Source organism: Bartonella sp. A05, assembly GCF_026930145.1.
Classification (GTDB): domain Bacteria; phylum Pseudomonadota; class Alphaproteobacteria; order Rhizobiales; family Rhizobiaceae; genus Bartonella.
Genome location: NZ_JANHOJ010000003.1, coordinates 126,204 through 139,271, shown reverse-complemented (window position 1 = coordinate 139,271; position 13,068 = coordinate 126,204). Strand labels below are relative to the sequence as shown.

Annotated in this window: 10 protein-coding genes, 1 tRNA gene and 1 other RNA gene; 7 read left to right on the top strand and 5 right to left on the bottom strand. The window is 34.9% G+C overall.

Annotated features, from left to right (window positions below; all coding sequences use genetic code 11):
• The first annotated feature begins 307 nt into the window (after nt 1-307).
• Nucleotides 308-769, top strand: a complete 462-nt coding sequence (locus tag NPX98_RS04255; protein WP_269022848.1) for a YcgN family cysteine cluster protein — start codon at nt 308-310, stop codon at nt 767-769.
• 39 nt (nt 770-808) lie between these two features.
• On the opposite strand, the gene NPX98_RS04250 is transcribed toward NPX98_RS04255, so the two are convergent.
• Complete coding sequence (locus tag NPX98_RS04250) at nt 809-1,540, bottom strand: SIMPL domain-containing protein (RefSeq protein WP_269022847.1); 732 nt, start codon at nt 1,538-1,540, stop codon at nt 809-811.
• A 170-nt stretch (nt 1,541-1,710) separates the two neighbouring features.
• Between NPX98_RS04250 and NPX98_RS04245 the strand changes: the two genes are divergently transcribed.
• Nucleotides 1,711-1,787, top strand: a tRNA-Ile gene (locus tag NPX98_RS04245).
• Nucleotides 1,788-4,015: 2,228 nt separating this feature from the next.
• Here the strand turns inward: NPX98_RS04245 and NPX98_RS04240 are convergent.
• Together NPX98_RS04240 and NPX98_RS04235 are read right to left on the bottom strand one after the other, a co-directional pair.
• Complete coding sequence (locus tag NPX98_RS04240; protein WP_269022971.1) at nt 4,016-4,195, bottom strand: YegP family protein; 180 nt, start codon at nt 4,193-4,195, stop codon at nt 4,016-4,018.
• Between the two features lie 378 nt (nt 4,196-4,573).
• Nucleotides 4,574-5,113, bottom strand: coding sequence for a helix-turn-helix domain-containing protein (locus NPX98_RS04235; protein WP_269022846.1), 540 nt, complete (start codon nt 5,111-5,113; stop codon nt 4,574-4,576).
• A gap of 359 nt (nt 5,114-5,472) precedes the next feature.
• Here NPX98_RS04235 and NPX98_RS04230 point away from each other — a divergent pair, with 359 nt between their 5' ends.
• Entirely contained in the window at nt 5,473-6,534 is a 1,062-nt protein-coding gene (locus NPX98_RS04230; RefSeq protein WP_269022845.1) for a DUF475 domain-containing protein, read from the top strand.
• A gap of 53 nt (nt 6,535-6,587) precedes the next feature.
• Here the strand turns inward: NPX98_RS04230 and pncA are convergent, their stop codons facing one another.
• Together pncA and NPX98_RS04220 are read right to left on the bottom strand one after the other, a co-directional pair.
• Nucleotides 6,588-7,196, bottom strand: a complete 609-nt coding sequence (pncA, locus tag NPX98_RS04225; RefSeq protein ID WP_269022844.1) for a bifunctional nicotinamidase/pyrazinamidase — start codon at nt 7,194-7,196, stop codon at nt 6,588-6,590.
• 40 nt (nt 7,197-7,236) lie between these two features.
• A complete protein-coding gene (locus NPX98_RS04220) occupies nt 7,237-7,773 on the bottom strand; it encodes a hypothetical protein (protein WP_269022843.1) in 537 nt (178 codons plus the stop codon).
• Between the two features lie 164 nt (nt 7,774-7,937).
• On the opposite strand from NPX98_RS04220, the gene ettA reads away from it, so the two are divergent.
• From ettA to rnpB, 4 genes are all read left to right on the top strand, one after another.
• Complete coding sequence (ettA, locus tag NPX98_RS04215) at nt 7,938-9,587, top strand: energy-dependent translational throttle protein EttA (protein WP_269022842.1); 1,650 nt, start codon at nt 7,938-7,940, stop codon at nt 9,585-9,587.
• 1,122 nt (nt 9,588-10,709) lie between these two features.
• Nucleotides 10,710-11,090 (top strand): hypothetical protein, encoded by a 381-nt coding sequence (locus tag NPX98_RS04210; protein ID WP_269022841.1) that lies wholly within the window; start codon nt 10,710-10,712, stop codon nt 11,088-11,090.
• 968 nt (nt 11,091-12,058) lie between these two features.
• A complete protein-coding gene (locus tag NPX98_RS04205) occupies nt 12,059-12,571 on the top strand; it encodes a lytic transglycosylase domain-containing protein (RefSeq protein ID WP_269022969.1) in 513 nt (170 codons plus the stop codon).
• Between the two features lie 93 nt (nt 12,572-12,664).
• An RNA gene (gene rnpB / locus NPX98_RS04200) (RNase P RNA component class A) lies at nt 12,665-13,054 on the top strand.
• Nucleotides 13,055-13,068: the final 14 nt, after the last annotated feature.

Below are 13,068 nucleotides of genomic sequence, written 5' to 3'. Positions count from 1 at the left end.
GAAAAACGATTTATGAAAATATGCAGGTGTGTAAAAAATTTCGTCTGGATTTTTTCGTTTTTTAGGGTGGAAAATGTTGATGGGTAGGCACTAACTCATTCTAATGTTAGCTATGGTGTATGTTTTGTTCATATGAAATTTCTCATCAATGTATATTTTAGCTTTATTGTAGTAGTTTTTTGGAAGATTATCTTGAGGTAAGTTAGTCAAGAGTGATTAATAAAGATATTTTATATTACAATCATCAGATTTTATTTATTTTGCTCTTTGAAAGAATTTGTTTGTTTGGGGAGAATATAAGCAATTTATGGGTGAAGATGTTCCCTTTTGGAAAGTTAAAAAGTTAGAAGAAATGTCCATTTCTGAATGGGAAAGCCTTTGTGATGGTTGTGGGCTTTGTTGTTTGCACAAGGTGGAAGATGATGATACTGGCGATACCTATACAACCGGTGTTGCGTGTCGTCTTTTGGATGGGGAAACTTGCCAGTGTAGCGATTATGCTCATCGGCAATCAATTGTTCCAGACTGTGTTGTGTTGGATATTACAACGATTAAAACAGCTCGTTGGCTTCCGGAAAATTGTGCTTATCGGCTCATTTATGAGGGAAAAGATCTTCAATGGTGGCATCCATTGGTATCAAGAAATGATCAAACTGTACATCAAGCACGATCTTCTGCACGTGAGCAGATTGAGATTTATGAAGATGAATTATCATCTGAGGAAGATTATCTTCAATATATCACTGGTGTTCTATATGAACACCGGTGATAAAATTGGTGTACACAATGTTTGATAGTGTCGTACAATTCAGTCGATAGCAAATATTATAGTCACACTAACACCATAATTTAATTCACCACCTGCAAAATTTGTATTTTCATAGTTTACACTTCTTGCGCTGCTTATTAAGCTTGTTATTGGACGAGAGTTACCATCATTTTCAGTAATTTTAATAATTTTTCCCAATTTTACATTGGCTGCTTGTGCTAGAATTTTTGCTTTTTCAATGGCTTCAGCAATAGCTTGTTTTCGTGCTTCTATGTAAAATGGCTTTGTTTCAGCATTAGTAAAGGTAATGCCATGAACGGAATTAATGCCAAGTGCCATTGCTTGATCAAATATTTTTCCAGCGTTGGCAAGATCACGGATACGCACTGTTAAATGATTTGAAACCTGATAGAGATCTTTATTGTTCTTTTTCTCATCTGCACTGATTGTATAAATAGATAAGCCTGATGTTTGCAAGTCCTGCGCCTGAATACCATTGTTTTTTAAAGTGTTAATAACATCATTCATCGATTTATTGTTGGATGCCAATGCTGCTTGAGCCGTTTTGTCGTGAGTGATAACGGCTAAATTGATAATTGCCATATCAGGTGTTGCTCGGCTTTCGCCAGTTGCAGTAACCGTAATAATTGAATTTTGTACTGTACTTTCTTCAGCATGTACAGAGAATGAAGTGGTTAGTAGTGCTAGCGCTGCCAATATGGTTATTTTAAACCGATAGCGATTCAATGGGTGGAAAATTGCTTTTGTCATATCCGCTCCTTTTATTTTTAAATTTGACTAATTTCTCATTTTAAAGAGTTATAGTAAATAATTTTAAGAATTTAAGAGAAAAGCCAAAAGAAAAAGAGAAAAAGATGAATTATAATTCAAGCAAGCTCTTGTATTATTAGGTGTTTTGGTTTAGAGAAAAGCAGTCTGTGGGGCCTGTAGCTCAATTGGTTAGAGCCAGCGGCTCATAACCGCTTGGTTGGGGGTTCGAGTCCCTCCGGGCCCACCATTTATGCAATAAGGTCAATTTCTTATTTGTGATGTGATTCTTAGTGGTGTAAATAAAATAAAGAACTTTCATTGTTACTGTTCCATTAAGTTTTTTCTTCTATCCTGTATTTTTATCATTTTATTACTTCAAAAGTGAACTTTTTTTGGGAAAGTGCCTTTTGTAAGGAGAATGTTATATTGTCATTTGGCTAAAAAAAATCTTTGAGTTGTAATTCTGTTACATCTGAGCGGTTGCTTTCGTTGGAGTCATTTTGCTTAGCTTATATGCAGATTTTTTATTTTGCAGGATTACAAAGTCTTCTTAAATAAATTGCCAAATTCTTTTCTTAAGAAGTTGTTTCCATTTTTTTCACACATAGAGATTTCATTGCCAATTGTTTTTTTGTTTTTAAATGCAGGTTGTTTGTAACATCTTTTTGATCAAGATGTTATGTTACAACTTATAAATTTCTTCTTTTCAAAAATAGACAAGAATGTTTGTAAACAAGATTGCTGCAAGAAATGGTTCATTAGCATGAGGTATGGTGTTAATTTAGAAGTAAAAAAGTATCTCTTATCGGTGAGGGAACAAAAATCAACGGGTAATATCAAAAAATAGAGTCAGATGCGGCTAATCAAAAAAACGATCCACTCCATTTAAACGGAGAGAAAAAATATTTTTCAATAAACGTGATCATTATTAGATTATAGGGGTATTGGAAACATTGTTTGCTAATAAAGACAAACAAATTTGAAGAGTAACTTACAACTACAATGAATGACAATAAAAACAGAAAATTTCGATATATTTTTTCGCAAGAACCACTGTTTTTTAGCTATGACTAACTTTTCATCTTTAGCCATACAAAAATATTATACTTATTATGGCTGTTCTTTGTATTTTCTATAAATATCTCTCATAAAGTATATAGCCATATAAGACTACAGAGCATAGATGCATGCTACAATGTTAACATACACAAAGCAACTGTTATGATAGAAATAACTACCATCGATAGAGTATATGCTAATTCTAATATTACTTCTTCCAGATTCCTTCTCTTACTTTGTAGTAAGTTTATTTGATACTACTTATCCATCGATTTATTTGGCTACATTATTTACATTTTTGCTCTTAAAGTACAATTCACGATATCTAAATTCAACGAGCAAAAAATTTAACTTTTCTTCAGCATCAGTACTATTATATTTATAACAATATTCTAAAGTGGAAAACAACCATTTTTATAGAAAAAATTCTAAGGCAGTATATAATAAAGCCTCTCTTATTTTTTACGCAACAAAATTCTTATATTTGGTATAATACAGCAAAAGAAAAATAAGTGAAGAGAGACAATAGTGCTTACAAAAGCATTAACTCTACTTTGTTCTTTCAACATTACATATACAACTCTCATGCTGTATTATAATATCCCAATGTACAGGATCATTTTTACTACTATATTTTGTTTGTTTGTTGGAACTGCTTTATATTTTCCATAAATATTACGCACAAAAACATGTAGCTATATAAGCTTTAAGACATCACAAAAGTCACAATGTCGTCATGCTTATAGAAACTGTTGCGATAGAAATAATTGCCATTGCTAAACAATATAAACCCACTAAAATTCCCATTGACTTCCTCCACATTTTCTCATTCTTAATATATCATATAGCACTTTATTATCGAATTATTAAATTTTAATAATTTGCATTTTGTTATTTAAAAAGAACAATATGCAATAATTAGGTTTAGTAAGCAAAAAACCTAGTTTATTGCATTGCTAAACATAATACGCATGCTCATAGCGCTGCATAATAGTATTTTCAAGTAAAAAATGACTTTTTTGGAGGAAATGTCTAGAGTAATTCACAATAAAATCTTCTTATATCATTCGTAATGAGGTTATGATATTGAATATAATGTATTAATATAAAGGTAAATTAAGGGGGATAAGTGGTAATTATAAAAAAGGTATAAATCTTGCTTTTTCTTGAAATATTATACATGGAATTATCATTATGTGTTGTGTATCTTAAAAATGAGAGCGGAAAAATGAGTAAGTATTTGTTCTATGGATATGAGATAATGTCTTTAGTTGCACATTCTAGAAAGTGGACTGAAGGGATTATTGGCAAAAACAATAGATATTCTCTTGTATAAGAAAAAACACCAACTCTTCTTAATCCCCAGAGTGTAATATAAGCTTAATATGACTTGAAGTACAGTTGTGAACGTAAGAGTTATAATTTTCGCTCTTTGATTGAGGTGTTTTGTGTAATCTCTTTGATCTGTTTAATATTCATCAAAATGTCTTGTTTTGTAGGATAGCCTTTACTAGAAAAAGCAATTTTTCGCTCATCTCTTGACATTAAACGCCAGTACCATTGATCATGAACCCCTTGAAAAACTTCAAAATACATGATGCTTATTACCTCATAAAACAGTCGCTGTCCCATAGGACAAGCACTTAATTCACTTGATATGAGATTAAGTATGCCCCCATAATAAGCAGTCAATATGTGTTCTTTATTTTTTTCTCAAATAATCATTTTTATGGAAATCATATGCTTCAGCAATAGGACGTTTTTATGTTAGAGAGGAGTAGTTTGTAATTTTAGTCACGTTATTTTCCCATTTAAATTAAGATAGGAAAATTCTTTCTGTGACAGCAAGGACAGAGATGTCGAATTATTTTACAACAAAAGCAATATGTATAGAACACTTCAAACCCCATCACTATGGAAAAAGTAATTCTTTTTTTCCATAGTGATGGGGTTTGAGTTGAGTTTATGTAAAAATTATTGATTAGCAATAGCTTCTTTGTGTGATATGCTTCGAATAAGTAAATCGATAAAGAGACTAAGAGCGTAAGAATTCGCCATTTTTGCTTTCATATCGATTAAAGAGGTAGCAGCTTTTGGATTAAGACTATTGGATATGCCTTGTGTAAGCAAATATTGCTGTAACTTTTCATAAGAGCTTTCGATTTTTTCTTGGCTTAGTTTATCACTATGACCAGTGTTGGAAAGAATATCTTCAAGTTCCTCAATTTTTTTAATAAAATAGTTCCAGTCAAATTCGCTTTTAGTATGTTCAGTGTCGAACATTTTCCCTTGTCCAGTTAAAAGCCAATTAATATTGACACCGTACTGCATACGATATGTTTGTAAAACGCTAAGGTTAGGTTCTCTTTCTCCTCGCTCATAAAAAGCGATAGAGTTTTTTGTCATTTTAAAATTTTTAGCCCACACTTCACGTGATGGATCACCCAAAGCGAAACGTACATGACGTAAACGCTTTCCAAATGCAGTTTTTGCTTCAGTTTCAGGACGTGCCACGAATTATCTCCCTCAGTAAATCATCATGGTATAAGCCTTGCCAATAAAGGCACACAATGTATTAATATATCAGTATTAATGTCTCATTACTCAATGTCAATATTTATAACTTTGAGTTTTCTCTTTTTTTTTGCATTTTAATGAATATGATGCAAGTTTTAACTTTTTGTATTTTATTATTATTTATATTTTATTATTTAATGGTAGTTTTTTTATCAAAATGGTTATAGAATTATCAATTCTTCTCTTGCTTTTTCTTAGGAAGATTTCATATAATTTCTTCTATGGGTATTCTATTTTGTGATTGATCAAAGCCGGTTTTGCGGTTGACATGAAGAGATAAGTTTTGAGGAATGATCATGGCCCTATTAGGCTATTTTAGATGGGCTTTTTTTTTCACAATTCTTGGTGTCTTTTTGGGTGGAATTGTCGGTTGGCTAGAAACAGGCAGTGTAGTTGGTTTTTTTAAATATTTTTTCATTTGTTGTACTTTAGGAATTTTGGAAATTTCTTTATCTTTTGATAATTCGATTATCAATGCACGTGTCCTTGGAGAGATGAATCAGCTGTGGCGCCGTCGTTTTTTGACGTGGGGCATCCTTGTGGCAGTGTTTGGTATGCGGATTATTTTTCCGTTACTGGTGGTTGCTTTTGCTTCTTGGATTAATCCAATTGCGGCAATAAAGTTAGCGATATGGGAATCACATCAATATGCTGCAATCTTAACGGATGCTCACATGGGAATTGCAGCTTTTGGGGGAACTTTCCTTATGATGGTTGGCTTAAGATATTTTTTTGATCCTGAAAAGAATGTGCATTGGCTTGCTTTCATAGAAAGACCTGTTCAGAAGCTTGGTTCACTGGTGGGGATCGATATTGCAATTATTTTGGTTCTAATATTATTTTTTTCAGAGCTGATTGGAACAGAAAGTCAGCTCACTTTTTTATTCGCCTCGCTTTATGGACTTTTGACATTCATAGTTGTTGAAGCCATAGGTTCTCTTTTAGATTCTTCAAAAACTGCTTTGTTTGCTGTTGCTAAAGGGGGGGCAGGTTCATTTCTTTATTTAGAAATTTTGGATGCAAGTTTTTCTTTTGATGGTGTTGTTGGTGCTTTTGCTTTTTCCCACAATCTTTTTATTATTGCCATTGGTCTTGGTATAGGTGCATTTTATGTACGTGCTATGACGATTATGTTGGTTGAAACAAAAACACTATTACATTATCGCTATCTAGAGCATGGTGCCTTTTATGCGATATTGATACTTGCAGTGATTATGTATATGCAGACTATTATGCCGATTTCTGAAGCATTAACAGGGCTTATTGGTATATGTATTATTGGCATAGCACTTTATTCCTCTATTCGTTTTAAGCGCAATCAACAAGATACACATTTTGCGTCTAATAAGGTGATATAAAGCTTCTTTTATTATTACAATAGCAGGAAAAAGCTTGTTTTATGCACCCGCTTTTATGCACCCATCAGGAGTTCTATTCCATTGTCATGCATCGCTTTTAGTATTGTGTCTAGCGATCCATTTAGATCAATACCCGCACACGCGTTCAATATAACGCTAACTTTAAAGCCGCATTGTACGGCATGAAGTGCAGAAAATCCAACACAGAAATCGGTTGCGAGGCCACATATGACTAACGTTGTAAATCCATGTGCCTTGAGATAGAATTGTAAGCCTGTTGGCGTTTTTTGGTCATTCTCAAAAAAAGCAGAATAGCTGTCCATTTTCGGATTATAGCCTTTTCGAAGGATCAGTTGTGCCTTTTCAGTTCTGAGAGATATATGGAATTCTGCTCCTTTCGTTCCTTGTATACAGTGATCTGGCCAAAGTACTTGAAGGCCATAATCAAGATTAACAGTATCGTAGGGCGCTTTCTCAGAATAGGAAGAAGCAAAGCTGCAATGGCCTTTTGAGTGCCAATCCTGTGTTAAAATGACATGGTCAAAATGGGCTATAAGATCATTAACAGCAGGTAGAATGACATCACCTTGTGGTACTGCAAGTGCTCCACCTGGTAAAAAGTCATTTTGAACATCAATAACGATTAAAGCCTTTTTTTCCATGCATTTGTTCCTATGGATGAGACTGAATAGTTTTTAAAAATTATGTCCCATATTGGAGTTTTGAGATAATTTTGTGAATGTCAATATTGTTTTTATGGCTATCAAGCCAAAAAATAGGGATGGACAAATTTTCATAATAATTGTGATGATTTTTCATTAATTGTAGCCAAGTGCCAATGGATAATGCGCTATAGTTCGTAATGGCTATATGTTGTCGTAAATTTTTGTTGATCATGGGACTTGAAACATCAGATCCCATGAGGCGACGTTCATTTTTTAAACGCAGTTTGAGCCACATAAAGGCTAAAGGCGAATAGCATTGACTTCTATGACATAAAAGTGATGAAAAGGGATGAGGGTTTTTTACGACGTAATGTAAAGCCCATAAGAAAAGGAAGGATGGTGCATAAAGAATTGGGTTGTCTCCTGGCTCTGTGTTGCATTGATAGGTTGGTTTGATACGATAAGAATAGAGCTTTATATCTGGTATAGAGAAGAGAGATGATGCTTGATGGCATGTTTCAGGCACAGCTAAGGATATTTTCTTTTTATTTTGTGGGTAATTTTTTTTTTGCATTAAGAAACGCTGTAGGGCTTGTGAGATTAGAAAAAATGTATCAACATTAAAGAAAGAAGTTGTTAGAATAATATAAGTTTCGTTTATTGCGAAGTTTAAGAGACATAAAAATAGTATTAAAAGTTCTAGTTTTTAATACTACATGACAATGTAAAGAGAAATTTATGGCACGTCAATTTATCTATCATATGGCTGGACTTAACAAAGTTTATGGCAATAAGAAAATTTTGGAAAATATTCATTTGTCTTTTTATCCAGATGCAAAGATCGGTATTCTAGGGCCAAATGGTGCAGGTAAATCGACAATTTTGCGTATTATGGCCGGGTTAGATACGGAATATACGGGAGAAGCATGGCTTTCTGAGGGGGCACGTTGCGGCTATCTTCCGCAAGAGCCGGTTCTTGATACAAGCAAAGATGTGCGTGGCAATGTAATGGAAGGTGTTGCGGATAAGCAGGCGATTCTTGATCGTTATAATGAATTGATGATGAATTATAGTGATGAAACAGCTGATGAAAGTGCTCAACTTCAGGATATTATTGATAGTCAGAATCTTTGGGATCTAGAAAGTCAAGTAGAGATGGCTATGGCTGCTCTTGGATGTCCACCGGCACATGAAGATGTGACAAAACTTTCAGGGGGTGAGAAGCGCCGTGTTGCGCTTTGTAAATTGCTCTTGTCAAAGCCTGATTTATTGCTTTTAGATGAACCGACAAACCATTTGGATGCCGAAACTACTGCTTGGCTTGAAAGGCATTTGCGTGAATATTCAGGTGCGGTGATCTTGATTACGCATGACCGTTATTTTCTCGATAACGTAACAGGTTGGATTTTAGAGTTAGATCGAGGTCAAGGTATCCCTTATGAGGGCAATTATTCTGCTTACCTGAGTGCTAAAGCTAAGCGTATGGCACAAGAAGGTCGCGAAGAAGCAGCTCGTCAACGTGCATTATCACGTGAGCAGGAATGGATAGCTTCTAGCCCGAAAGCGCGTCAAGCAAAATCCAAAGCGCGTATTAAGGCTTATGATGAATTGGTTCAAGCTGCGCATGAACGTCGTCCTGGGGATGCACAAATTATGATTTCTACTGGTGAAAGATTGGGGCAGGTTGTTATTGACGTCAATAATTTGACCAAAGCATATGGTGATCGCGTATTAATTGATTCTCTTTCTTTTAAGCTTCCTGCTGGCGGAATTGTCGGAGTTATTGGTGCCAATGGTATGGGAAAAACCACTTTATTTAAAATGCTTACAGGGCAGGAGCAGCCAGATTCAGGTCAAATACGCATTGGGGAAACGGTTCAGATGAGTTATGTCGACCAGAATCGCGATTCGTTGGCGGGTGATAAAACCGTTTGGGAAGAGATTTCCGGTGGCAATGACATTATTAAGTTAGGTAAATATGAGATGAATAGCCGCGCTTATTGCGGTGCATTTAATTTTAAAGGGACTGACCAGCAGCAAAAAGTGGCAAATTTGTCGGGAGGACAGCGCAATCGTGTGCATTTGGCTAAGCTTTTGAAAGAAGGGGGAAATGTTCTGCTTCTTGATGAACCAACAAATGATCTGGATACGGAAACATTGGGTGCATTGGAAGATGCTCTGGAAAATTTTGCTGGTTGTGTGGTTATTATATCACATGATCGTATGTTTCTTGATCGGTTGGCGACACATATTTTGGCTTTTGAGGGCAATGGTCATGTGGAATGGTTTGAAGGTAATTTTGCTGAATACGAAGCAGATAAGATTCGTCGTCTTGGCTCGGAATCTATTAATTTTAAGCGTGTAAATTATAAGCCTCTCACACGTTAATACTGTTTTTCTTGTGTGAATTGATTGCGCAAGATGTTGTCAGTATTGCCTTCACCAATTTTAGGAAAAATTTTGTGTTTGTAGGTGATTAAGCATATTTGTCTATTTTTCAGAAATCGTGCACAGTGTGGTAAATTATAGTTGTTACATCTTATCATTATTAAGTGCCATTTCTGAAAATGGTTGAAGATCAACCATTAAAAGCGGTGCCATGGTATTGGAGCTGGTATAGATTTTGTATTAAATTATTTTTAAAGTTTGATCCGCGTTTAGTGAAATCGATATTGATGGTGCAATGTTAGTGACTGTGCGGGTTGATTTTAGTAATGTTGGCAATGATGTATAATAGCTCTATTGAAACGACGCTTTTGTTTTTTTGAAGATTAAAAATCATGAAAAATGAATGGTTTCGTATTGGTTTGTTCGTCGTCTGCATTTATTGATAGATAATATGAGCAATAAAATAGTGGCTTACATAATGATAACTACAAATATTTTATTATTCTGATTTTTCTCATCTACAAACAATGATGTATGATCCCGGTAATTTAGTACGTGAATGCATGGATATCCCATTAGATGTTGAAGATTGCTATGGGTAGTAAAGCTTAGAATCATCAGAAGAATCTTATTAGTGTATTTCAAAATAGATTTGCTCCAAATTGGATCATATAAAACATTTTGTGCCCTAATTCATCCATTTTTGCAGGTTTTATAGCTTTTTTTGAATTTTTTTTACACAAAGTGATAAGAATTTCTTGTTGTTTCAAATATTTTATTTCATAGCAGGGATATTGCATCGGTGATAATAATTCGGTGTAATAAGACGATCAGGGAACCTCCCCCCCCCCCCCGCGTGGATCCCTCAGATTGTCTGGCCCGGCTGAGAGTTTCCTCAGTCGGGCTTTATTAATTAAATAAAGCATCTGTGGGTGTTTCACTCAAGAATGCTCGGGGATCTTGTAATTGTATTCGTATAATGATTGAAAAAATATTGAGAATTATTTGACGATTCGTTAGTATTGTATTATTCTCAGTGAACAAGGAATTGTTTTTGGTTGTAAATTAAGAACAATTTGTAAATAATCTATATTTCATATGCTGTTATATTTTGGATGAGAGATGAGAAAAGTTAATCTGCGGCTTGTTATTATTTTAATTTTATCGGGCTTGTTTATTTTTGCGGCTAGTTTATTGGTTTATCAGGGATCTTCCACTTATAAATCTTTATTTAGCAAATCAACTTTTTCTAATCAGGCTGATGTAACAGAGGATATGCTGTTAGAAAGGCTGACAGTCTCTTTGCCGGATGTAATCATGGATCTCTCTAAGATGAGTGATACGCAGAAACAGGCGGTTATTAAGCAAGCACGTCGAGATGCGATTGCGGCAGCTTCCGCGAGTGGTCAGAGTAATGAACAGGCGCAAAAATTTGGTGAGACTGTTGCTATGGCTGTATCAAAAGCACTTTATCAGCCTTCTGTTGGTGATTCTTATTTTTAATTATCTATTTTTGTAATGCTTGAGAAATAGCATATTTATAGCTGTTTTTTAGAGTGTTTTTCTGTGCTCTTCTTTGGCTTTAAAAAAACGCGTAGAGGAATTCATGTCGTTTTTTATTCTGTGGGATTAAAAGGAACATGCTATTAAAGCGTTTCAGTTTTCTAAGGGTTTCAAGCGATCAGTTCGTTATATATGTGTAAAAATGTGTATAAAAATGAGAACAGATTGCAAATGCTGTATGAAGCCAGTCGTGCACGGTATACGGCTAAGAGTTTTAGAGGAGCATTGGTGATATTGATTATTTATTCGATTAGAGTTGAAATTATTTGTATTAATCCTTTGCAGAATTAATCAGAAAAGCAGATAGAAGCGGTTATCGAGTATAACGTAACGTTATACGATTGCGAGCCGGTATGTTTTTCGCATTCAGATATTATCTCTACAGAAAACCTGATCCTGGTAGGTAGTTTATTGAGCATAAGTATCGCGCGTTTAGTATTAGCCATTAAGGGAGGGTAGATATTCATTTATTGGAGAGGTGATATGATAATGGATGGAAAGAATATCTGTTGAAAGCTTTTCAATCCATTGAGCATATTTTATGGTTATGGAGTCTAATATCAATAGAATCATAATCATACATGATTACCGATAGAAGTCTCTTGCGACATTTTCGTTTGTTTGGAGTTTATGGAACAGTAAGATGTATCACCGATGAATGTGTTATATCGTTTTTTCAGTCCGTTAAAATCTTTATCATATATTGTCATTTTTTGTTTTAAGATTTCTATAAAGTGAAGGAAAATATTTCCAGTGAATGGAATATTTTTGCTCTAATATAAAATACTTTCTTGAAATAGACTTAATATTTTCATTTTTATGCCTTTATTTGGCTTTCTTTCCCAATAAGATACAATTTTAAGGCCATTATGGTTGTTCTTAAGAGTGTTTTAATGAAGAGAGAAAGAATGCGCTTTTTAAAAATCCTTTTTACAGCATTTGCTGTATCCTTTGTATTTGGCATAAGTGTAAGTGAATCTCATGCAGTATTGAATGCTGCGGGTTCAAGTAAGAACTCAATCATTATTTCTTCTGAAATGCCTGTTCGTCCTTACGAAGCTCTTATACAAAAACTTGCAACTAAGTATAAGGTTCCCATTAATTTAGCACATGCTGTTATAAGTATTGAGAGTAGTTATAAAGCATTTACTAAGGGTTCTGCTGGTGAAATAGGCTTAATGCAAATTAAACCATCTACTGCGCGAGGATTGGGTTTTAATGGCTCTGTGCAAGATCTTTATGATCCTGCAACTAATCTTGAATATGGTATGCGTTATTTAGCAAGGGCATATAAATTAAGCGGTGGTAATACGTGTCGCACAATTCTTAAATATAACGCAGGTCATGCTGCAAAAAAAATGAATGCGATCTCGGCAAAATATTGCTCAAAAGTTAAAAATTATCTAGCTTCATTCAAATGAATTTTTAATGGCGATTAGCTTCTTTGATAAGATATGTGAAATATCTTGAGATAGGTATTTCCACTTTATAAAAAATGTTTTATAAATAGCAAGTCAGTCGGCTGGGCAACCGCGCTTGTTTGATGCCAGGTGGCAGCAGGTGAGGAAAGTCCGGGCTCCATGGAAAAACGGTGCCGGGTAACACCCGGCGGGGGTGACCCTAGGGAAAGTGCCACAGAAAGCAAACCGCCTATTTTGTAGGTAAGGGTGAAAGGGTGGGGTAAGAGCCCACCGCACACTCAGTAATGAGTGTGGCAAGGTAAACCCCACCGGGAGCAAGACCAAATAGAAATGACGCGCAGAGCTTGACTTGCAGCCAGTTTCCAGGTGAGTCATTTGGGTAGGTTGCACGAGGCGGATGGTAACATCCGTCCTAGATGAATGGTTGCCATGTAAAGTGTGAGCTTTACCATACAGAACCCGGCTTATAGGCTGACTGATATTTTGTATAATCAATC

What these genes read in the sequence shown, in the direction of transcription:
- NPX98_RS04255 (WP_269022848.1), top strand. Translation starts at nt 308, where the DNA reads ATGGGTGAAGATGTTCCCTTTTGGAAAGTTAAAAAGTTAGAAGAAATG.
- NPX98_RS04250 (WP_269022847.1), bottom strand. Translation starts at nt 1,540, where the DNA reads ATGACAAAAGCAATTTTCCACCCATTGAATCGCTATCGGTTTAAAATA.
- NPX98_RS04240 (WP_269022971.1), bottom strand. Translation starts at nt 4,195, where the DNA reads ATGTATTTTGAAGTTTTTCAAGGGGTTCATGATCAATGGTACTGGCGT.
- NPX98_RS04230 (WP_269022845.1), top strand. Translation starts at nt 5,473, where the DNA reads ATGGCCCTATTAGGCTATTTTAGATGGGCTTTTTTTTTCACAATTCTT.
- pncA (WP_269022844.1), bottom strand. Translation starts at nt 7,196, where the DNA reads ATGGAAAAAAAGGCTTTAATCGTTATTGATGTTCAAAATGACTTTTTA.
- NPX98_RS04220 (WP_269022843.1), bottom strand. Translation starts at nt 7,773, where the DNA reads ATGCAAAAAAAAAATTACCCACAAAATAAAAAGAAAATATCCTTAGCT.
- ettA (WP_269022842.1), top strand. Translation starts at nt 7,938, where the DNA reads ATGGCACGTCAATTTATCTATCATATGGCTGGACTTAACAAAGTTTAT.
- NPX98_RS04210 (WP_269022841.1), top strand. Translation starts at nt 10,710, where the DNA reads ATGAGAAAAGTTAATCTGCGGCTTGTTATTATTTTAATTTTATCGGGC.
- NPX98_RS04205 (WP_269022969.1), top strand. Translation starts at nt 12,059, where the DNA reads ATGCGCTTTTTAAAAATCCTTTTTACAGCATTTGCTGTATCCTTTGTA.